Origin of the sequence: Kribbella orskensis, assembly GCF_004342085.1 — a bacterium.
In the GTDB taxonomy this organism is placed as follows: domain Bacteria; phylum Actinomycetota; class Actinomycetes; order Propionibacteriales; family Kribbellaceae; genus Kribbella; species Kribbella orskensis.
In genome coordinates, this window is the sequence record NZ_SLWM01000015.1 from 69,780 (window position 1) to 90,477 (window position 20,698).

15 protein-coding genes, 1 tRNA gene and 2 pseudogenes are annotated in these 20,698 nt (G+C 66.5%); 8 read left to right on the forward strand and 10 right to left on the reverse strand.

All coding sequences use genetic code 11. The annotated features are described in order from the left end of the window. Positions 1-621 precede the first annotated feature (621 nt). Together EV644_RS30635 and EV644_RS30640 are read left to right on the forward strand one after the other, a co-directional pair. Entirely contained in the window at positions 622-1,668 is a 1,047-nt protein-coding gene (locus tag EV644_RS30635; protein ID WP_132192491.1) for a zinc-dependent alcohol dehydrogenase family protein, read from the forward strand. A gap of 588 nt (positions 1,669-2,256) precedes the next feature. Further along, positions 2,257-2,640 (forward strand): hypothetical protein, encoded by a 384-nt coding sequence (locus EV644_RS30640; RefSeq protein ID WP_132192493.1) that lies wholly within the window; start codon positions 2,257-2,259, stop codon positions 2,638-2,640. 274 nt (positions 2,641-2,914) lie between these two features. On the opposite strand, the gene EV644_RS30645 is transcribed toward EV644_RS30640, so the two are convergent. The 4 genes from EV644_RS30645 to EV644_RS30660 form a co-directional block, all read right to left on the reverse strand. Continuing rightward, positions 2,915-3,784, reverse strand: coding sequence for an SGNH/GDSL hydrolase family protein (locus tag EV644_RS30645; RefSeq protein WP_241999014.1), 870 nt, complete (start codon positions 3,782-3,784; stop codon positions 2,915-2,917). A gap of 195 nt (positions 3,785-3,979) precedes the next feature. After that, entirely contained in the window at positions 3,980-4,996 is a 1,017-nt protein-coding gene (locus EV644_RS30650; protein ID WP_132192495.1) for a double zinc ribbon domain-containing protein, read from the reverse strand. Positions 4,997-5,498: 502 nt separating this feature from the next. After that, positions 5,499-6,515, reverse strand: coding sequence for a LacI family DNA-binding transcriptional regulator (locus tag EV644_RS30655; RefSeq protein ID WP_255511370.1), 1,017 nt, complete (start codon positions 6,513-6,515; stop codon positions 5,499-5,501). A gap of 12 nt (positions 6,516-6,527) precedes the next feature. Continuing rightward, positions 6,528-8,261 carry a glycoside hydrolase family 36 protein gene (locus EV644_RS30660; RefSeq protein WP_132192499.1) on the reverse strand — a complete coding sequence of 578 codons (1,734 nt, stop codon included), beginning with the start codon at positions 8,259-8,261 and terminating at the stop codon, positions 6,528-6,530. 332 nt (positions 8,262-8,593) lie between these two features. On the opposite strand from EV644_RS30660, the gene EV644_RS30665 reads away from it, so the two are divergent. Genes EV644_RS30665 through EV644_RS30675 form a run of 3 tightly spaced genes read left to right on the forward strand, consistent with a single transcriptional unit; the run spans position 8,594 to position 11,742 of the window. Further along, positions 8,594-9,934 (forward strand): type 2 periplasmic-binding domain-containing protein, encoded by a 1,341-nt coding sequence (locus EV644_RS30665; RefSeq protein ID WP_132192501.1) that lies wholly within the window; start codon positions 8,594-8,596, stop codon positions 9,932-9,934. Positions 9,935-9,937: 3 nt separating this feature from the next. Next, positions 9,938-10,840, forward strand: a complete 903-nt coding sequence (locus tag EV644_RS30670; RefSeq protein ID WP_132192503.1) for a carbohydrate ABC transporter permease — start codon at positions 9,938-9,940, stop codon at positions 10,838-10,840. Beyond that, complete coding sequence (locus EV644_RS30675; RefSeq protein ID WP_132192505.1) at positions 10,837-11,742, forward strand: carbohydrate ABC transporter permease; 906 nt, start codon at positions 10,837-10,839, stop codon at positions 11,740-11,742. The genes EV644_RS30670 and EV644_RS30675 overlap by 4 nt, the downstream gene beginning before the upstream one ends. Here EV644_RS30675 and EV644_RS30680 read toward each other — a convergent pair. Next, a pseudogene (locus EV644_RS30680) lies at positions 11,739-12,353 on the reverse strand (transposase); the annotation flags it as partial. The gene EV644_RS30675 and the pseudogene EV644_RS30680 sit on opposite strands and share 4 nt — an antisense overlap. Positions 12,354-12,701: 348 nt before the next feature. On the opposite strand from EV644_RS30680, the pseudogene EV644_RS30685 reads away from it, so the two are divergent. After that, positions 12,702-13,110 (forward strand): annotated as a pseudogene (locus EV644_RS30685) (transposase); the annotation flags it as partial. Positions 13,111-13,188: 78 nt separating this feature from the next. Beyond that, positions 13,189-13,575 carry an encapsulin gene (locus EV644_RS30690; protein WP_241999029.1) on the forward strand — a complete coding sequence of 129 codons (387 nt, stop codon included), beginning with the start codon at positions 13,189-13,191 and terminating at the stop codon, positions 13,573-13,575. 156 nt (positions 13,576-13,731) lie between these two features. On the opposite strand, the gene EV644_RS30695 is transcribed toward EV644_RS30690, so the two are convergent. Then, positions 13,732-14,202 carry a hypothetical protein gene (locus EV644_RS30695; protein WP_132192507.1) on the reverse strand — a complete coding sequence of 157 codons (471 nt, stop codon included), beginning with the start codon at positions 14,200-14,202 and terminating at the stop codon, positions 13,732-13,734. Between the two features lie 856 nt (positions 14,203-15,058). Here EV644_RS30695 and EV644_RS30705 point away from each other — a divergent pair. Further along, positions 15,059-15,352, forward strand: coding sequence for a hypothetical protein (locus EV644_RS30705; protein WP_199240084.1), 294 nt, complete (start codon positions 15,059-15,061; stop codon positions 15,350-15,352). A gap of 609 nt (positions 15,353-15,961) precedes the next feature. Here EV644_RS30705 and EV644_RS30710 read toward each other — a convergent pair. The 4 genes from EV644_RS30710 to EV644_RS30725 form a co-directional block, all read right to left on the reverse strand. Then, on the reverse strand, positions 15,962-16,687 hold the full coding sequence (locus EV644_RS30710) for a hypothetical protein (RefSeq protein WP_132192511.1): 726 nt from the start codon (positions 16,685-16,687) through the stop codon (positions 15,962-15,964). A gap of 544 nt (positions 16,688-17,231) precedes the next feature. Continuing rightward, positions 17,232-18,662, reverse strand: a complete 1,431-nt coding sequence (locus tag EV644_RS30715; protein ID WP_132192513.1) for a tyrosine-type recombinase/integrase — start codon at positions 18,660-18,662, stop codon at positions 17,232-17,234. A 286-nt stretch (positions 18,663-18,948) separates the two neighbouring features. Further along, positions 18,949-19,021: transfer RNA gene (locus EV644_RS30720), tRNA-Lys, on the reverse strand. A gap of 110 nt (positions 19,022-19,131) precedes the next feature. Next, positions 19,132-20,697: a phytoene desaturase family protein gene (locus EV644_RS30725; protein WP_132192515.1), complete on the reverse strand. Its 1,566-nt coding sequence runs from the start codon at positions 20,695-20,697 to the stop codon at positions 19,132-19,134. Position 20,698: the final 1 nt, after the last annotated feature.

A 20,698-nucleotide genomic window follows, 5' to 3' on the forward strand; every position in this document is an offset into this window, starting at 1 on the left:
ACCGACTGGCCGGCCGAATCGATCACCATCCAGGGCACGATCTCGTCCGCCGCAACGACCCGTCCCCACCTGGGAAGCCGAATAGACCCCAGATCCCGCTCTGGTTCGCCGACCGCTTCCACGCAAGCCTCCCTCGAACCGACTGTGGGACAAGTCCTACCGCCGGGGTGAACGCGACACCCGTTCCACCGGGGCGTGTCGATAGTTAGTCCGGTCAACCGTCTGGAACCGCTACCGCCGGGTCGCCCGCGAATCCAGCGCGATGATCATCCGCGGCCGCCTAGAACGCTCGTCCGGCGCCACCAACCTCGTCGCCGACAAACTGGAACGCCTACCCCTGGCCGCCAAAACCACCTCCCGCGACTTCCGCTGACACGCTTGGCGTTGAGGTTGTCGGACGGGGCCGGTTTCTTGTTCTGCGCTGGTTCGTCGCCAGGTGCGTTGGATCCTTGCCGGCAGATGGCTATGGGATCAGCCCGTCATCTGCGTGCCGGCGGACTCGATCGTCTCATTTTGCGACTCTTGGGCCAGACCATGCTCAGTCTCAGTACCGTCAGACAGGCGCATGTCGATTCTTGGGCCGGGCCCCCCGGACAGTGCGCGACGACCATGGAGGTAGCGATGAAGGCGCTTGTATATCACGGTCCGGGCAAGAAGGCGTGGGAGGACGTTCCCGACGCGACGATCCAGGAAGCCACCGACGTCGTGGTGAAGGTGGACACGACCACGATTTGCGGCACCGACCTGCACATTCTCCAAGGGGACGTAGCCGCCGTCACCGAGGGACGGATCCTTGGGCACGAGGCTGTGGGCACGGTGACCGAGGTCGGTGAGGCGATCAAGGGCTTCCATGTCGGGGACCGCGTCCTCGTTCCGGCAATCACCAAGTGTGGACGCTGCGAGTACTGCACGCGCAGCATGCCCTCGCACTGCCAGACCGTCGGTGGCATCGGTTGGATCTTCGGTCACCTGATCGACGGCACGCAGGCCGAGTTCGTGCGGGTGCCCTACGCTGACACCTCCCTGTACCTGGTACCCGACGGGGTGAGCAACGAGCAGGCGATCTTCCTGGCGGACTCGTTGCCCACCGGATACGAGGTGGGCGTGCTGGCCGGTCAGGTCAGGCCGGGCGACACCGTCGCGGTCGTCGGTTCCGGAGCGGTTGGACTGTCCGCCATCCTGACCACCGGCCTGTGGGGCGCATCCCGCGTGATCGCCATCGACTCCAACAAGTTCCGGCTGGAGAAGGCCCTGGACTTCGGTGCCACGGACACGGTGGAAGCTGGCCCCAACACGGTGGCCGATGTCCTCTCCTTGACTGACGGACTGGGTGTCGATGTGGCCATCGAGGCAGTCGGCTATCCAGAGACGTTGCTGACCGCGGCGTCGCTGGTGCGTCCGGGTGGCCACATCGCCAACGTTGGCGTGCACGGCACCCCGGTGGAACTGCCGATGCAGAACCTGTGGATCCACAACGTCACGCTGAGCATGGGTCTGGTAGACACAGTCTCGATTCCCACGCTGCTGAAGATGGTGGCCAGCGGGCGGATTCCGGCCGAGAAGATGGGCACCCACACCTTCGTGTTCGACCAGATCGACGAGGCGTACGACGTGTTCAAGAACGCGGCGGAACACCAGGCGCTGAAGGTGATCATTTCGCCTAGCTGACTCGAGCGCATCCGGGGGTGGCCATGGCTTTCGCGGCCGTCCCCGATCGATGCGGATGCAACTGATAGCGAACGCGTCCAACCTCCGCGACAGGGACGAGCGCGCGATGCCTATCCGGACGGACCTGGAAGTAGTCCGGTCAACGGTCTGGGCCCGCTACCCGGGGGAGCCGCACGCGACTCGGCCGCCCTCACCGTGCGCGGCCGCCGAACGGGCCAACGGCGTCACCAACCTCGTCGCCGACCACCTCCAGCGGCTACCGCCTGGCCGCCCGCACGACGTCGCGAGACTTCCGGTAGGCCCGCGGCCAGCAACTCCAGCTCCCGCGCACGCCCCACGAATTCGCCCCGCCGGTGCCTCGTCGCCCGCTCCTCGCCCGCGATCCACCCGTGTGACCACGCTCTATGCCCGCTCATCGTAAGGCGGGCGTTGGCCGAGTTCGAGCAGCTCGGCCTGCTGTATGTCCCCTCCTGATGGTGGCCATCAGCCGTGACCCCCTCGGGCGCCACCGACGCCCGGTGAGAAAACCTTACTGATCAACGCCCTCAACACGACAGTGCGCGACGCCCCTGGAGACCCCGACGAAAGGTGAAGCACAGGGCCACCCGCGAGTTCTTGATCGGTGGCGTGCTCGGGCCGATCACCCGGCCCGAGGTGGTGATCGCCGGCCTGTACCGCGGCGACGATCTGGTCATCGTCGGCCGCACCGTTCCACTCAGCCCGGCTCAGTCAGTCGAGCTCGGCGCGGTGCTGACCCCAGCGAAGCCGGGCCACCCGTGGCCGGACGAGATCACGTCACAGCGATGGGGCTGGAAGGACTCCAAGAAGCCGTTGACCAAGGTCGAGCCGCTCGTCGTCGCCGAAGTCGCGGCCGATGCCGCCACCCAGGCTGGCCAGGTCCGCCACTCCATGAGGTTCATCCGCTTGCGACCCGACCTCACTCCCGACGATCTCGACCGGCTCGATTCCTGAGCCGTACTCGCCGGCACGTGGAGTGGGGGAGTGATTCCGTCGGCATGGCTGCTGGTGTCCGTGGCAGGCTGGCAGGCATGTGCGGTCGGTCGGTGCCGTCGAACCGGCGCCAGGTACTCCCACCATCGATGGTGATGTCGCTCCCGGTGAAGGCAACCGCCGCGGCGTTGGCGCAGAAGCCACTCGGTGCTCCCACCTCAGACCAGCTCGCGCAGCCGCGATGGTGACCTGATCCGGCTGGAGGGACGCGGATCAGCAGGATTGGCGGGCATGGTCATTGACTCGATTTTGCCTGGGGCAGGGCGAGTTTTGCGGCGGCGAGGCCTTGGGTGATGAGCTCGTTGCGGGCGTCTTGACCGAGCGGGACGGTGGTGTGGACGCCTTCGCGGAGGTAGGCGATGAGGCGGGACGGTTTGGCGGCGAGGTACTCGGCCCAGTGGACGATCCGCAGGTTGGGGTATCTGCGTTGGGCGTCGGCGAGTTGGAGGTTGATCCAGGCGCTGTTGCGCTGGTCGGCGACCTGCATCGCTGCGGCTTTGGAGGTCCGGCACATCTGGGTGTTGACCCAGACAACGATCCGGTTGGGGCCGACGATGCTCATCGTGCGGTTGATCTGGGCCGCGAAGACCGGCGGGTTGAAAGCGTCGTTGGTGCCAGTGGCCATCAGGATCCGGCGCGGCATGCCGTACTTGGTGGCCCAGGCCTGGAGGGCGTCGACGGCTGGGGTGGTGGGGCGGCCGGACCAGTTGTGGACGGCCAGGCTGTCGCCAGTGCGGCCGGCCAGACGGACGGCGAGGGAACGTCCGTCCTGGACGGCGATGCTGTCGCCGAACATGAACACGCCGTCCCTGGCGACCACGGTCTTGATCGTGGCCTCGGTGGCGATCGCTTTGCCCATGATTTGCCAGTTCCCGAGTACGCCGGAGCCGTAGGGGCCGCTGTCAGCGGCGTCGCTGTGGCTGGCGGCGACGATGGCGCCGGTGGTGCCGGCGACGGCGACCGCTCCGGTCAGCAGAAGCTCGATGCCCTGCAGATTCGACTCCCGTGACCTGCGCCGGCTGACCCGGGGGCCGCGGCTACGGCTTCCGCGCCCCTGGGTGCCTTGGTCAGCCCAAGAATGACGGTTGCTTTGGGCATCGTTCATCCCAGCACCGTAGGTGCCTCGCGAGCGTGATCGCGCCTGCACTGGCGTCGGGTCGTAGCTCCTGTACGGGCACCGCCGCGGAATGCAAGCGCGAGGGAAAGGCTCGCAGCAGAGGCTCCGTCACCCAAAGGCCGTAGCTATCGCAACACACTGACATAGCCGCGATCCGGGCGTTGGGGGCACCTGACAGTTCCGTCAGCGCCAGATGATCCCAGCGACAATGGCTGCAGCGGCAAGCACGCTGGTTCCTACCCACTGCCAGTTCCGTTGCACGAAGGTGCGGCCCGCGTACAGGCGGTCGACCTGAATGGTGAACTCCCGTGTCAGCGAGGGGACGCTGACCGCCCGCTCCCCGTGACCGGGAACAGGCACCCGCATGGAAGCGGACACGGTGAGGCTTTGTTTGCCCGCGATCAGCGGAAGCACGTCGAAATCCCAAGTCGCGGTGTCCGAGACGATTTGCTCACCTTCGGGTGGGTTGAGCCGCTCGACGCGGAACGAGCGGCCCATCAGATCGACGACCATGACGGCCGAGGTGTTGATGACCTCGGTGGCGGGAACCTGGGAGTCGGCGACCAGGGCAGCGATGATGCCGTCGGCCTTCTGGCCGCGGGATATCACGACTCTCACGATGTCGCTCCGGCCTTGCCGCAGCGGTGGCACATCGATGCCTAAGGCGCCGAGGCGGACCTCGATGCCGAGCGCCTTTCGCACCGCCGCGTCAAGGCTCACGGTGGACGGGTCAATCTCCACCGAACCTATCGGTTCCGCTGCCTGCGCGACGGTTGTCGGAAGTTGTATCTGCAGTCGGTCGACGTCGCTATCGCTATCGCGTGGGGCAGATGTGCTCGACTGCACCATGTCGCCGTCCTCCCAGCCGAGATAGGCACTGCAGTGGTAGCAGAAGGTGGATCCGGTGGGGTTGCGCTCCCCGCAGTCCTGGCACTCGGCTGTTCGGTCCGGCACCGACCGGTCATTGCTGGCGTCCAGTCGGCCGTCGTCGTCGCTATCGCGTGGGGCAGATGTGCTCGACTGCTCCACGTCGCCGTCCTCCCAGCCGAGATAGGCACTGCAGTGGTGGCAGAAGGTGGATCCGGTGGGGTTGCGCTCCCCGCAGTCCTGGCACTCGGCTGTTCGGTCCGGGACCGACCGGTTCGTGGCGGTCGGCACGGGCTGCTGGATCTGCGGCTCTGACGTCGGCGTCTGCTGCAAGGAACTATCGCGCCGGTGACCGAAGTGGGTTCTGAGCCGGCCGGCGACACGGAGACCGATCCATACGGCGGCTAATAGCGCTGCTGCACTCGCGACGGCTATTAGGACCTCGACCACGACTGTCCGCCCCCTTGGTGCTGTAGTGACAGCGTCCGCCCTGCGCCCCGACCCGGTCAACAATCCTCAGCAGCTGCCATCGACCGGAGGCAGATGCGAGCGAATGCGCACTATCCGCCGGCGCTCATGTCCCGTCATGCTGTTTCGGCATGTGCTCCTACATCGGCCATGACAGGCCGTTTGCACAGCAGCGGCCGTTCGGTTCGGCACCTGCTCGCCCAGGACAGCCGCCACCTCTGACCACGCTCGCGACAGAGCGCCACCGTCGATCCGTCGTACCGGGGCCGCCTCTTCACCGTCGGCACGTTCCTCCGCCTCAACCTGACGATCTGCCTCGCCGGCATCGTCGGTACGACGGCCACGCTGCTACTGGCGAGGGCAGCCCTCAAGCACTCGAGCGAACAACTAGTGGTGCCGTGACGAGCCTGCCGGGCTGGTCTGGGTCGCCGCTGATCTCGCGCACTGCGCGGTCGAAGAGACACGCGGCGATGTCGCGCAGCGGGATCCGCGCCGTCGTGAGTGGGGTGTCGAGCATGCCGGCGAGCGGGAAGTCGTTGAACCCGGTGACGGCGATGTCCTGGCCGACCTTGACCCCGTGCCGCTGCAACGCACGCATCGCGACCACGGCATAGGCGTCGTTGTCCGCCACGAACACATCCGGGCGATCACTGCGGCCGAAGGTCTCCTCGACGTACGCCGAGACCTGCTCGAGCGAACTGAATGACTCCACCACCGCCGGCGACGGAAACTCCCGCAGGAACCCGGCCCGCCGCTGATGCACCCACGGCAGCGCGCTGTCCGTCGCGAGGTAGGCGGCCCTGGTCCGGCCGGTCCCGGCCAGATGGCGGGCGATCCCTGCCATCGAGGTCTCGTTGTCAACGTCGACCCAGCACTGCCGATGCCGCGGCCCGGTCCGCCCGAACGCGACGAACGGGAACGGCCGCTGACTGAGGAACGCGATCCGCTCGTCCTGCGGCATCGTCTCCAGTACGACGATCGCGTCGACCTGCCGGGCCGCGATCAAGCTCTCGTAGAGCGCGATCTCGGTCGCGCCCTCGGTCGGCGTGGTGACGTGGACGCCGTACCCGGAGATCGCCGCCGACTTCACCAGACCGCCGAGCAAGCCGTGCAGGAAGCCACCCAGGCCAGGGTGCTGGTCGCTGAACGCATCGTCCTCGAGGTAGAGCGGCAGGCCGATTACCTGGCTTCGGCCGGACGACAACGCCCGTGCCGCGTGGTTCGGGGTGTAGCCGAGCTCCTTGATCGCGGCGCGCACCGTCCGGATGGTCGGCTCGCTCACCCGGTGGGGCGCGTTCAGCACGTTGGACACCGTCATGGCCGACACTCCGGCCAATCGGGCGACGTCCGCGACCGTCGTCCTGCGTGGTTTCTGCTGCGTCAATCCAGCCCCCTGTCACTTCCGCTCGATCCGGGCCAGGCCGGCCACGGGTACGTCGATCGCCCACAGTTCGGTGGGTGCCGTCGTACTGCGATGGACCTCGGCGCCCGAGCAGTCCGACACTACGAGGTCGACCGGTCCAGGTCCGGCGCCTTCGACCAGTATGCGTGGTTCGCTGCCGCCATTCACAAGCACCACCGACCGGTCGGAGTTACTCAAACGCACAACTGGGTTGGTGAAAACGGCCACGACAGTCTCCGCACCGGCGGCCCGCACCTGCGTGTAGCGCGCGTCCGGGCGCGACGGAGTCAGTACGCCGTGCAGCAGCGCATCGGCGTGGTCCCGCAGGAATCCGAGCCAGAACCGTACGACGCGTTGCTGCACGACCGGCAACGCAACGAGCTCCATCGACACCTGCGGCGTACTGAACATCGCACCGATGAACTGCTGGGCGACGGTCTCCGGGGAGGCCGACGGATGCCACATCAGCATGTCCGAGTGGACCGCGCGATCGCCCGCCAGCAACCGGCTGTCGATCGTGCGCACACGGTTCTCCACCGGATCCATCGCGCAGTCGCCGGCCCGCAGGAACGTGCCGAACTGCCACAGCCGCGGGTTCACGTAGTCCTGCCGGAACTCGATCAGCAGGTCCGGCCGCAACCGGCGCAGCTCGGCCGTGATCGCGTGCAGGATCAGCTCGACACCTTCGTCGATCGACGAGCAGTCGCCATCGGGCGCCGGGTGAGGGGACGACCATGCCCAGGTGTCGAGGAAGTCGAGCTTCAGCCCGTCGACACCCCAATCCCGCACCGGCCGGACGCAGCTCTCGACGATGTGCTCACGCACCTCGGGGTACCTCGGATCCAGCACCGAGGCGCTCAGACCGTCGACGTAGCCGAGGGTGCGGTCTTTCATCCGGTCCCACGCCTTGGAGTGCTCACCGATCAGCGGCGGCGCGATCCACAGCACGTAATCGACTCCGAGCTCGTGCACCCGCCGTACATGACCGGCCATGTCGGGGAAGGTCTGACTGGTCGGCTCCCAGTCGCCGCAATGGGCGTAGCCGCGCGCGGTGTCGTCGGTCTGCCAGCCGTCGTCGACGATCACTGCGGAGCAGCCGTACGACGCTCCTGCACGGGCGTGCCGTTCGACGGACTCGGCGGAGACGTGCTGGTGGTCGCTGTACCAAGTCGAGTACATCGCTTGCCGGGCCGGCTCGGGCACTGGCGCGATCCGGTTGCCCAGCTCGGCCGTCCAGTCGTCGGTCACACCGCGCAGCGCTTCGGCGAAGTGCAGCTCCCGCAGGTCGATCCGCAAGGTGAAGCGGCGGACGCCGTCGGTCGGCTCGATGTCGTCGACCGCGAGCTGGACGAGTTGCTCCGCGCCCTCTTCGTTGACGCCGACCGCGAAGTCGCAGCCGCGGACCGTGGCGGACAGCGAGATCGTCAGCGGACTCCGGTCGCCGGCGTCGACGAGGGCCGCGACCGGCGCCGAGCGGACCGACCGGATGTCGCGGTGCGAACCCCAGTCGGTCGGCAGCTCCCGATGCGATCCCTGCGTCGCGCGCCACAGCGTCACCGCGGACTCGGCCGGCCAGGTCCAGCGGATCCGGACGGCGTCGTCGGCGACCACGTCGTACCGCAGCACGCCGGGCTGGGTGCCGGTGAGCTCGGTGATCGAACGGGCACCGGTGACCGACGCGGTCCGGACTGTGCGGCCGTCAGGAGACCGGATCTCGAAAGTCGTCACGATTGCGAATATAGCGATAAAACAGAGTCGCCAGAAGGTATTGACGGAATTGCTGGGCGCTTCTAGTTTTAGCGCTCATATCCGATCCTCCGAGGAGTCGCCGTGCTGGCTCTGAGCTCCGACAGCCCGGTCGTCGAGGACGCCTTCGGCTGGGCCCGGAAGCAGGCGCTGGGCTGGGTCCAGACGGCGCCGACCCGGGGTTCCGGCACTTCGCCCGCTCGGCGACGCCGGCGCGGATCTTCGGGGCAACCGAACCCGCGACGGCGGCGGCCGCCCGGGCAGCAGGACAACAGACAGCACGGGGAATCGAACCTAGAGAAGGAGAACTGTTGATGCCGACCAATGAGAAGCCCTTCGGACGACCGATCACACGTCGTGGTTTCCTGGCCAGTGCGGCCCTCGCCGGAGTGGGCGCGAGCGCGTTGCTGACCGCCTGCGCCGGCGGAAGCGCGGGCGGAAGCGGGGGCGGCACCTCGAGCACCCCTGGCAAGGGCGGCAGCCTGACATGGGCCTCATGGGCGAACCCAGGCGAGGCGGAACGGTTCCGGCAGATCTCGAAGGACTACGAGGCCGCGCACGGGAGCAAGGTCACCTTCCAGGTCGTCGTCGGTGACTACGGGGCCAAGCTGCTCACCCAGCTCGCCGGCAACAGCGGTCCGGACGTCTTCTACGTGCAGGACTCCGGCATGCAACGGCTCATCCAATCCAAGAACGTCGCCGATTTCACCGAGTTCACGTCGAAGCCGGACTCGCCGCTCAGGCTCGACGACCTGTACCCGAACCTGATGGAGTGGTGCAAGCCTGCCGACGGCAGCCCGGGCACCTACGGACTGGTCGTCGACTGCAACCCGATCGTGTTCTGGTTCAACAAGGACATGGCCGCGGCCGCCGGGATCACCCAGAATCCCGCTCAACTGCAGGAATCCGGTACCTGGAACCGGGACGCCCTCGACGACTTCCTGACCAAGATCAAGGCCACTGGCAAGCGGGGCATGGTGCTGGAAGGCGGCTTCGGCCCCATGTTCAGCTGGATGACCGCCTTCGGAGGCAAAGTCGTCGACGGCGACAAGGCGATCTTCAACGAGGACGCCAAGTCGATGGAAACCCTCGAGTGGCTCTGGGAGGGAATGGCCAATCGCAACATCACCTATGGTGGGTCGCTGCCGAAGGGTCAGGGCATCGACGCCCTGTTCTACGGCCAGCAGCTCGCCAGCTGCCAGATGGGACGCTGGATTCTCCCGAACCTCAAGAAGCTGAAGTTCGGCTACGACATCGCACCGTTCGCCTCCGCCGACGGCAAGACCGTCCCGCCGGTGATTGTCTACACCGCGGCCATGGGGGTGAACGCCAAGGCCAAGGACCCCGAAGCCGCGATGTACTTCGCCACCCGGTTCGTCAACAAGGACGGTCAAAAGGCCCGGCTCTCCGGCGGAGGCAACGCGGTGCCGGCCACCGCGGGACTGGAAGACGTGGTGCTGGAGAACAAGCTGCCCGAGCACTGCGCCTGGTTCACCGACGTCGCCAAGAACGGCTATGCCATCCCGCCTGCCATCGCGTCCAAGGCGGAGGTCGGAGCCAACCTCGGCACCGAGATGGACAAGTCGATCAAGGCCGGCGACAGCGCGAAGGTGTGGGCCGACAAGATCTGCAAGTTCATCAACAACGGGAGCTGAGGCATGCCGCTCGCGCCCGATGTGAAGCGCAGACGGCGGACCGAAGCACTGTGGGGGTACGCCTTCCTCACCCCTCAGCTCGTCGGCCTGATCGCCTTCATGCTCGGTCCCCTGATCTTCGCCCTCTTTCTGTCGTTCTCGAGCTGGGACGGTTTGGGCTCGCGCACGTTCGTCGGACTGCAGAACTTCACCGGTGTGTGGCAGAACGCCCAGCTGCGGCAGTCCTGGCTGAACACTGCATGGTTCACTGCCCTACAGGTGCCCGGACTCATGATCACCGGCTTCTTCTTCGCGTTCTTCATCCAGAAGGCGGGTCGATTGACGCCCCTCTACCGGATCTTCTTCTTCGCGCCCCAGGTCACGTCAACCGTCGCGGTGGCCGCCGTCTGGCTCTGGCTGCTGAACCCCGAGATCAGTCCTATCAACGCCCTGCTGAAGTCGCTCGGGGTGCCCAACCCACCTGACTGGCTGCAGGATCCGGGGACGGCGATCCCTGCGATCGTCCTGGTGTCGATCTGGCAGGGCCTCGGCTACATGATCGTGATGTTCGTCGCCGGCCTGCAGAACATCTCGCCGACCCTGATGGAGGCCGCGGACATCGACGGCGCCTCGGAATGGCAGAAGCTGCGCAAGATCACCGTGCCACTGCTGTCGCCGACCATTCTGTTCCTGTCGATCACCTCGATCATCGGGTCCTTCCAGGTGTTCGACTACATCTTCTTCTTCTTCGACACCACAGCGCCGGCGAACGCCCACACGATCGTGTACGACATCGTGAACATCGCGTTCCGTGAGTTCAAGTTCGGATTCGCTGCGGCAATCGCAATTTACCTGTTCCTGATCCTGCTGGTCCTGACCGGCCTCCAGCTTCTTGCTCAGAAGAGATGGGTGCATTACACCGAATGACTTCCTCATCAGGCGAGATCAGCGCCCGGGCCATCGAACGGGCGCGTCGAAAGAGTCTTTCTCATGGGCTGAGCGGGGGTCGGTTCAAGCCGTCCTGGATTCCGCTGCACCTGCTTCTGGCCGCGGGCTCGCTGGTGATGTTCGTGCCATTCCTGTGGATGTTGTTCTCGGCCTTGAAACCGCTGGACGAGATCTTCGCCCAGCCGCCGAGACTGCTGCCGAAGGTCTGGCAACCGCAGAACTTCGTCACCGCATGGCAGGGCGCCGACTTCGCCCGGGCGTACTTCAACAGCGCCTACATCGCCGCCCTGGTCACGATCCTCACGCTGATCACCTGCTCGATGGCCGCGTACGCCTTCGCGCGGATCCGTTTCCCAGGGCGCAGGGTGATCTTCGGCATCTTTCTGGCCACCATGATGGTTCCGTTCCAGCTGACCGTGATCCCGCTCTACGTCATCCTGGGGCAGCTCCGCTGGATCGACACCCACCTGGCGCTGATCGTCCCGCCGGCGTTGTTCAACGCCTTCGGCGTCTTCCTCCTCCGTCAGTATGTCCGCGGCATTCCGCTGGAGCTGGAGGAAGCTGCCGCGATCGACGGCGCGGGGCGGGTCCGGATCTTCACGACCATCATTCTGCCGCTGCTGCGTACCCCACTCGTGGCCCTCGGCATCTTCGTGTTCCTCGGGCAGTGGAACTCGTTCTTCTATCCGCTGATCTTCCTGAACAGCGATCAGAACTTCACGATTCCGCTCGTGGTCAACCAGTTCAAGGGCGCCTACTCCTCCGATTGGACCAGCCTGATGGCGGCCACGACGATGGCAGCGCTGCCGATGCTGCTGGTCTTCATCATCGCCCAGCGTCAGATCGTGCAGGGTATCGCTCTGTCCGGCTCGAAGACTTGACCGATACCGGCACTGTCGTTGAGTTCGGCGGTGATCCGTGGAGCACCCTGGTCTTGTCGGTGTCGTGGACGGCGCGGATCCGCTCCGCGAGCGCCGCGTCTGCTGCGGCCCGTTCCTGGCGGGCGGGAGCGGCCTTCAGCCACGCGTAGTACGACGGCGCTCGATCTCGACGAGCGCGCACAGCCGATTCACGCTCCAGCCAGGGCGGGAGGTGGTGGAGTGGTCGGCGACGAACTGGAAGCGGTTCACCAGTTCGTCTCCCCGGCGAAATACTTGGCCGCCTGGCGCAGGATCTCCCGCTCGGTCGTGAGCTTGGTCTTGTCCGCCCGCAGTTGCGCGTTCTCGGCCTCGAGCCGGGCAAGCTTCGCCTCCGGCGACTCCGGCGCGGCACCCGTCGGTGTCTTGCGCCGGCGGGTCCGCGAAGGGCTGCTGACAATGGTGCCGTCGCCGGTCGTCTTCTTGCCCGAGCCATACACCTCGACCCAGCGAGCCAGGGTCGCCCGCTCGATCCCGAGATCCGCCGCGATCCCACGCAGCGTCGCCCCCGGAGTGGACTCGTACAAGTCGACGGCCTGCCGACGAAACTCCTCGGAGTAGTTCTTGCGGGCCATAGTTCTCAATCATCTCGCTTCCCCAGCACATGCTGGATTCAGCGTGTCCAAGAACCAGGATCAGGGCCCCATCGACCCTCACCCGCCAGCCTGCTCACACTCATAACGGTCTTGGATGAAGTCGCCCCTCTCGTCCGAGAGATTCACGGACTCCTGACCAGTGACGAGGCATCTCAAGTCCAGGCAGAGGCCCAAGCGAAGCGCAGGGAGGAGTTGCGTGCGAAGCAGCGTGAGGCCGGCAGCAGGGCGGCGGATTTCGCGTGGGCAGACTGAAAGGTGCTCCTGACCAGCGACGATGTGGTTTGTCTAGGACCATGTCGTGCGGAGCCGAGGAGCACCTTCCAGGTGATGAAGACTACCGGGTTGTATCCGTGCGTTCGGGTTGATGCTGCCGGTTCGGGGGTGGTGTCGCAGGCCGGTGGTCTGTTGCTCACTGAGGCGGTGCGGGTCAGTGGCCTGGGCGCGGAGCGTCGCGAGCGCTGGCGCCGTGTGGCGCAAGCCGTTGGCCCGGCACGACCCGGCCAAGATCGTCACCGATCTGGCGATCGTGCTCGGGTTGGGTGGGAACTGCCTGGCCGACATCGCGGTGCTGCGCGGCGAGCCGGGCGTGTTCGGCCCTGTCGCCTCAGATCCGACGGTGTCCCGCACGATCGACGCGCTGGCCGGCGACGTCGAGCGGGTGCTGAGTGCGATCAATGTCGCCCGGGCGGCGGCCCGCGCGCGGGTGTGGGCGCTGGCCGCAGATACACCAGCGCACCGCCACAGGATCACTTCAGGTGGGAAACGGAACCCGGTGAACCCCGACGGCACTGTCACGGGCGGCCTCGCACGAGGAGTGTGCTTCATCGACCCACACCCTTCACTGACCGCGGCGATCCGCCAACGCAATAGTGCCCCGCCGACCAGTACACCGCCGTCGCGGAGACCACCGACCACGGCTGTCCGATCCGCGACCATCTGGCCGCTGTTGCACGACGGCGAGATCATCTGCGCGACGGCTCTGGAAGGCGCCCTGCTGGTGTCGACCCGGGGCGGCGATTACGAGCTGCACCTCGGCAAGGACCTGTCGATCGGGTACCTGTCCCACGACGCCGAGCGGGGTCGAGCTCTATCTGCAGGAGTCGCTGACATTCCTGGCCCTCACTGCGGAGTCCAGTGTCGTACTGATCTCCTGATCACAGCTCCAGCAGCGCACGTTCCTCCCGGCCCCGCTCACGCCTGAGCCGGCGCAGGCTCGAGTCGGGCAGCCGGCCGCGTCACCACGCACGAGTTTGTCGCGCTGGCCATCGATGATCGTCCGCCGCGCTTCGATCGCTGCCCGGTGTCCTGCGGCCGGTTGATCTCGCCGCGTCGGACTGCGCCGCTTCGTCGGCTGATGTCAGGCGAGAAAGTCGATGCGGTGTTCTTGGCCGGCGAAGGTGAAGGTGTCGCCGAGTTGGAGTCCCTTAAGCGAGGAATAGATCAGCGAATCGGACGACAGGCCTTCGTAGGTCGCGCCGTCGCACTCGAACGCGGCCGCCACGACGCCGACGACGTAGCGAGCGCCGTCAAAGCCGACGAACGCGCCGGGCGCTACGGCAGTCTTGACGCCGAAGTCGAGATTCTCGATCCGGGTCAGGGTTGCCTTCTGCCGGTCCTCGACATCGTTGAGCAGCCCACCCAGGTCAGCGGCCTCATCGGACTGGGACAGATCGCCGACCGAGTCCGCTACGTCAGGGGCCAACTGTGCCGCGGACTCGTGTTCCGCGGCGCCCGCGCGCGACGACCGAAGCTCGGCTTCGGCGTGGGCGATCAGCGCGTCCTTGACCCGCTGTTTGGCGACACTGTCCATCGCGGCCGGCTCAGTCATCGGCAGTCCTTCCAGGGAGACTCTTCCGCCACCGTCCCACAGCCGGGCCGTCTCGGCCACGGATCACAGTCTGCGGATCGCTCCGGCGACGGGGTATCGCGTCAACGGGTGAGGAAGTTTGCGGTCGGGTGTCATGGAGATCGCCTGCGGCTTCGGGGTTGGTCGGGTCGGATGTCCGCTGCGTGGTGGGGTTGGTGAGCTGGACTCGGGACTGGACGTCGAGTTTGGCGAAGATGGCGCGGAGGTGGGTGCCGACGATGTTGTCGGAGATGCCGAGGGTCGAGGCGGCGACTTGCTGGTGTGGCCGGCGGCGATCAGTTCGCGACGCGTTGCTCGGCATCGGTGAGGGCTGCTCAGCCGGCGGTCGGGCGCGTGGCAGCCGGTTTCCACTTCGTACGCCGCCTCCCGGCGCATGGCCTCGATGCCATCGCGGCCGACCCGCGAGCCCATAGCGTCGTATACGTCGGCTCGGTTGAGCGCGACGGATGCGCTTCGCGCTGGGTGAGCTGGAACCGTCGACAGGTCCCGATCTCCCAGCCCGCACGGGCATCGCGTCGCGCCACCATCAGTCCACCGAAGTCACCTGTGGATCAGGGCAAAGCCCCAGCACCCCGGTGTTAGGGCTGTCTCGCGATCGTGTACCGGATCGTGTCGTTCGCAGCGCCTCACCCGAGATCTTCACGATGCGCAAGGTGTGCTCACCATCCTTCAGACCGGGATCAGTGAACACCTGCCGTGCCGTGACACGCACGTCGTTGAAGAGGTTCACCCGCCTCACGACGCTTCCGCTCGGCCGGCGTACGCCGGATCGGGTGCGACTCGGGAAATTATCTTCGCTAGTGGTAGAGGGTGGCGGATGGGAGTCGCGCAGGCGTTGCTGGGCCGGGGGAGCGGGGTGCGGTTGGATGTCGCGGCCGCCACTTTCCTCGGCACGATCACCGTGCCGAAACCCGCCGCGCGTACGCCGCCGGGCTCGACCGCCTGGTCAGCGAGTTCGGTTGCCGACGCTGACCTGCAACTGCTCGGTGTCGATCCTGACCGGGTTGCTGGCTGGTTCGTTGCGACCTGGGACGACTCGGCGCCGAGCACCTTCAACGCCCGGTCCGGATCCGGACTCGGCCGATGCCCCCGGCCCGGACTCGGGCCCTGAGCAGGGCACAGATGGGTAAGCGCGGCCAAACGGTGACTCGTGAACAGAAGCGGTCTGTCGTCGGCTAGGGGTTGCTGGGCGCTGGGGAGGCCGAACGCCGGGTGGCCGCTGCCATCCCCTACAAGTTCAACAATCGGCACTTCCTCGACGCCGGGAGGCTCAAAGGCATCCACCCGCTGGCAGGCACGAACGACCCACATCCCGAACGGACAGTACTGCCTGTACATCGAACTGCCGAAGTCCTCCGGCTACACAACGGCGTGGGTGGACTGGCTTATCAAGAGCTGCCAGACCGCCGCGGGCTTCTTAGCGCAGCTACCTAATTTGCGGCTTCGAAGGCTGCCCGGACGTCGTCCCCGCCATCGCGCAAGCTTCCGGCACCCCCACCCGCCCAGCGGCCCGACCCGGTCGCTGTCGTTGGAGCCGTCCCAACGTGCACTGATAAGGCTGTCCTGGTCATCGACGATTGCGTCGAGGCGCTGGCAGAAGCCCGGTCCGGCCTGCCCCCTACATCTCCCACCTACCGCCCTCGAAGCTCATCTGGTAGTTCCGGCAGGCTCCGCGCACGATCGGCGTGGAGCCTGGCGTTGGTATCGCTGGGGTGACGGATCAGCGGGCGGTCTTGAGGAGATCCTGCTGGAGGTTCGAAATGGCGGCGGCCAGCCGGGTGTCGGGGCGGAGGCCGTCGATGGTCTGGCTTGACTCGGTCACCGTTACTTGGGCGAGGACGTTGCCGACGACAAAGTTCACGTTCGCGCCTGCCGTGAAGCGCGTGGGAGACGACTTCTTTGTCAGTCCTGAGTCCGTCCAGGTGCGCGAGATGCCCCGGACCGTGAACGTGTCGCCGTGCTCGTACTGTCCCCAGAAACGGTTCTGGAGCGTCACAGCGCCCTGATGAGAACGGAACCGGTACAGGTAGACCGCCAGTCGTCGGTCGTCGGACGACATGCGGATGCTGACGTACCCGCGGACGAATCCGGTCCGGGCGAGCAGTTGGCGATCCTCCTGCGGGGTCCCGGACAACTTGCTGACGAACCGCTCCACGTCGAACGCACCGACCCGTTGCCGATCCCAGTCCCGGGATGACCTTCGAGTGAAGGTGGCGGATCGGACCACCAGCCGCGCGAGATCGACCTGCCGCGGCGTGGCAGTCGGCGCGGTCGGCCGCGGCGATACGGCTCGCGACGGTGTCGCCGCAGGAGCCGACGCCCGTGGTGCGGGAGTCACCGAAGTTATCGCCGATACCGTCGTCGGTGGCGGCGCACTCTGCTCGGCGGAGCCGCCGCAGCTGACCAGCAGTGGCACAGCAAGCAGGGCAAACCCGGCACGCATCATCTGGTGTTCCTTCCTCCCCGCCGGACTCGCTCGTCCGGCCGAAAGCAGACCCTACCCAGGGTCAGGGTGCTTGCGCGCACTCGCGCGACTGCGACGAGGTGGCTGAAGACCCGCCCTGCCCTACCTGTCGCGACAGGTAGGGCATATGAAACCTGTAGTTCGACGGCCAGCCCGTCTCGGGACAACGGCATCGCGCCGCGCCCGCCGGGCAGAACGAGCCGCCGAGGCAACCCGGCTCACACGAGCATTCGCCGATCACAATCCGCCACCCGTGAAGCCGGCCCTCTAGAGGCGAACTTGCGGCAGCGCTCACGTCTTAGCTCACGTGATTCAGCGGCAAATGGTGAGGAACGTCGGGTCTCAATGACATGCCTGCCAAGACATAAGCGCAGGTCACGAACGATCTTGCGCATTGCTGGCAGGAACTGAGAGGTCTGGGCTCAGAAAGCGGTGGTTAGGGGTTGGGCAACCGTGGTCGGAGCATCATTCCAGGCGGACTCTCCCGGCTTGGGGCGCTTGGCCGCGGCGAGAAGATGCGGACGCCTCAGGGCAGGTCAGGGTCTTCGAAGGCTTGTTGGAGGGCTTGGGTGGCGGCGGGGTTGGGGGCTTTGCGGTCGAAGTAGCTGTCTTGGGTCATGGAGACGCGGGCGTGGCCTAGTTGGTCGGCGGCTCCGCGGGCTGTTTGGCCGGCGTCGTCGAGGGCTGTGGCTACGGCTTTGCGGAAGGCGTGGGAGGTGATCCAGGTGAGGGTGTCTGTGGGGACTGGCTCGGCGGCTTGGTCTACCTGGGTGAGGAGGGCTTCGGTGGCTTCTGGGGTGGGGCTGTAGGTCCGGAGGAGGGTGGTGGCCATGGTGCGGTCGACCTTGGTTCGGCCGGTTTCGATGAGTTCGATTTTGGTCTTGGGCCAGTTGAGGGTCTTGGTGACTTGTTCGCGGGTTAGGCCGGCTTCTCTGCGGGCGGCGCGGAGAGCTAGGCCTAGGTCGCGACGGGCGGTGCTTCCGACTGGGGAGAGGGCTGTGCGGAGGGATCGGCGGACGTTGGTGGGGTCGCGGTAGCCGCCGAGGGTGTCGGCGAAGATCGGGTCGTCGAGGCGGATGCCGGCGGCTGATCTGGTGCGGAGGGTGGCGACTAGCCAGTTGGGGAGGCCGAGGGTGCGGTTGCCTGCGGCGGATTTGGTGGGTTTGCGGAGGAGGCCCTCGGCCTTGATGCGGACGATGGTGTGGGTGATGTCGACGGTGCCGGCTTCGAGGTCGACTTGGGACCAGTGGACGGCGAGGGCTTCTCCGATTCTGACGCCTGTGCCGAGCATGAAGGTGACAAGGTCGGGCAGATCGGCTCTGATGGCTGCTTTGTCGGCTTTCAGGTGCGTGCGGAGGAGCTTGATCTCATCGGCGCGGATGGCCCTTGCGGGCTTCTTGGCGGGGTGTTCGATGCTTTCGACTTCGCGGACCGGGTTGACGCTGATGGCGCCGTAGCGGACGGCGAGTTGCATCATGCCGGAGATGATGGCGCGGCAGGTTTTGGCGGTCGGGGCGCCGGTGTTCCTCTTGATTGTGGCGATGACCTTGTCGATGCGAGGCGTGTTCGCTTCTCCGATGCGGATCTCGCCGAGGGCGGGTCGTACGTGGTTCTTGATGGCACGTCGGTAGGTATCCAGGGACGTGGGGGAGCGTCGGCCGTCGGCGATCTGCTCCTCGAACTTCTCTTCCCAGAGGTCGAGGAGGTGGGTGAGCTTATGCATGGCGGTCAGGTCGCCGGACTGGCCGGTCTTGGCGCGGTCCTGAAGCTTCTTGAGTAGCGCCTGCCCGGCGGCCGTCTTGGTCTTGGCGTAGGCGGAGACCAGGCGGACATGGCCGTCGTGATCGCGGAACCTGGCCTGCGATTTGTACTTGGTGGGGTTGCCCTCATCGTCGGTTCCGGCGATCCAGGTCGAGATCTCTCCCCAGGATCCGATCGGCACCGGCGGTCGCGCCATTTCAGGCCTCCAACCTGATCGACGGTTGGTTGCTCAACGGCTGGTCCGGCAGAGACTCCGCAGTTGCGGGACCGATGCCAAACGATGTGAGGTGACGCACAGTAACGATCAGATAGAGGATGGAGTAGGCGTCCGATCGTCCCCAGGGCAGGTCACTGGAGGACCTGAGTGTGGTCGCCGGCGACTCGACGAGTAGCGAGGTCCGGCAAAGCGATGCGTAAGAGGTGCGTAGACAACACGAAGGCCCAGGAGCAGATTGCGATGTCTGCCTGGGCCTTGGTGTTTGTGCGCCGCCAGGGACTCGAACCCCGAACCCGCTGATTAAGAGTCAGCTGCTCTGCCAATTGAGCTAGCGGCGCGTTCTGTTCGCTTGGTGTTGCCTGCGAACGAAGAGGATCGTAGCAGGGCTTCTTGGTAGATACGAAATCGGCTATTCCGCCGCTGCCGGGAGGTTGCCGGGGCAGGGAAATCAGGGGCGGAGTTCGAGGACGGCCATGGCGGCGTTGTGGCCGGCTATGCCGCTGACGGCGCCTCCTCGGCGGGCTCCGGAGCCGCAGATCATGAGGTTCGCCACATCGGTCTCGACGCCCCAGCGGCCGACCTCGGCCTCGTCGTCGACCCACGGCCACTGGAGGTCGCCGTGGAAGATGTGGCCGCCGGGCATGCCGACGGATTGCTCGATGTCGAGCGGGGTCTTCGCCTCCAGGCAGAGGTTGCCGTCGGCGTCGCGGGCGATGCACGGTTCGAGCGGCTCGTCGAGGTACGACTCCAGCCCGCCCAAGACCCGGCGTACCGACTCGTCCCGGGCGGCATCGTTGTCGGAGGCAAACAAACGGGTGGGGAAGTGGACGCCGAAGACGGTCAGCGTCTGGTGGCCCGAGGCAACCAGGGACGGGCTGAGGATGGACGGGTCGGTGAGGGAGTGGCAGTACACCTCCGACGGAGCGACCGACGGTACTGCGCCCGCGGCGGCCTGGCGGTAGGCGGTTTCCAGCTGGCTGTAGTCCTCGTCGATGTGGAAGGTGCCGGCGAACGCCCGCCGCGGGTCGTCGCCGGATCGCAGCCGGGGGAGGCGCGACAGCAGCAGGTTGATCTTCAGTTGTGAACCCTCGGGCCGGGCGCTCGCAGGTTGCCCGCGCAGCGCGGCGAGAGTAGTCGGCGCGACATTGGCGAGGACGTACGTGCAGTCGACAGAGCGCTCCCCGTCGCCACCCATCCAGGTGATCGACGCGCGCGTGCCATCGGCCTCAACACTGGTCACCGACGCATTGACGACAAGTGCAGCACCGGCCCGGCGAGCAGCCGCAGCCAAGGCATCCGTGACCGCGCCCATCCCACCGACAGGCACCCGCCACTCGCCTGTCCCGTTGCCGATCAGGTGGTACAGGAAGCATCGGTTCTGGATCAGCGACTCGTCGCGCAATCCCGCGAAGGTACCAATGACAGAGTCCGTCGCGACCACGCCACGCACCGTGTCGTCCGCGAACCGCTGCTCCACGACCTCGCCGAACGGCCGCTCCACCAGCGCGGCCCAGAGGGCGGGGTCGACCCGATTGCGCAGTGAAGCCCCCGATACGAGAGGCTCGAGCAGCGTCGGCGCGACCACGCCCGCAAGCTCCCCGACGGATCCGTAGAAGGCCGACCACGCGTCGTACTCCGAGTCGCCGCCGGTCAGCGCCGCGAACGACTCCCGGGTGGCCGCGCCCTCAGGCCGCTCCACCATCAGGCCGAGGTCGCGGCCGCCCCGGCGTACCGGCGTGTACGACGCGACGGAGCGCGAGCGGAGCTCCAGGGACAGGCCGAGGTCGGCCACGATCTTGTCGGGCAGCAGACTGACCAGGTACGAGTACCGTGACAGGCGGGCGTCCACGCCGGGGAACACCTGCTCGCTGACCGCGGCACCACCGGTGTGGCTCTGCTGCTCCAGCACGAGGGTGCTCAGCCCGGCGCCGGCCAGGTAGGTCGCGGCGACCAGGCCGTTGTGGCCGCCGCCGACGATCACGACGTCGTAGAAGTTCTTGCTCTCAGCAACCATG

What these genes read in the sequence shown, in the direction of transcription:
- EV644_RS30635 (WP_132192491.1), top strand. Translation starts at nt 622, where the DNA reads ATGAAGGCGCTTGTATATCACGGTCCGGGCAAGAAGGCGTGGGAGGAC.
- EV644_RS30645 (WP_241999014.1), bottom strand. Translation starts at nt 3,784, where the DNA reads ATGAACGATGCCCAAAGCAACCGTCATTCTTGGGCTGACCAAGGCACC.
- EV644_RS30665 (WP_132192501.1), top strand. Translation starts at nt 8,594, where the DNA reads ATGCCGACCAATGAGAAGCCCTTCGGACGACCGATCACACGTCGTGGT.
- EV644_RS30670 (WP_132192503.1), top strand. Translation starts at nt 9,938, where the DNA reads ATGCCGCTCGCGCCCGATGTGAAGCGCAGACGGCGGACCGAAGCACTG.
- EV644_RS30675 (WP_132192505.1), top strand. Translation starts at nt 10,837, where the DNA reads ATGACTTCCTCATCAGGCGAGATCAGCGCCCGGGCCATCGAACGGGCG.
- EV644_RS30695 (WP_132192507.1), bottom strand. Translation starts at nt 14,202, where the DNA reads ATGACTGAGCCGGCCGCGATGGACAGTGTCGCCAAACAGCGGGTCAAG.
- EV644_RS30705 (WP_199240084.1), top strand. Translation starts at nt 15,059, where the DNA reads ATGGGAGTCGCGCAGGCGTTGCTGGGCCGGGGGAGCGGGGTGCGGTTG.
- EV644_RS30710 (WP_132192511.1), bottom strand. Translation starts at nt 16,687, where the DNA reads ATGATGCGTGCCGGGTTTGCCCTGCTTGCTGTGCCACTGCTGGTCAGC.
- EV644_RS30715 (WP_132192513.1), bottom strand. Translation starts at nt 18,662, where the DNA reads ATGGCGCGACCGCCGGTGCCGATCGGATCCTGGGGAGAGATCTCGACC.
- EV644_RS30725 (WP_132192515.1), bottom strand. Translation starts at nt 20,697, where the DNA reads ATGGTTGCTGAGAGCAAGAACTTCTACGACGTCGTGATCGTCGGCGGC.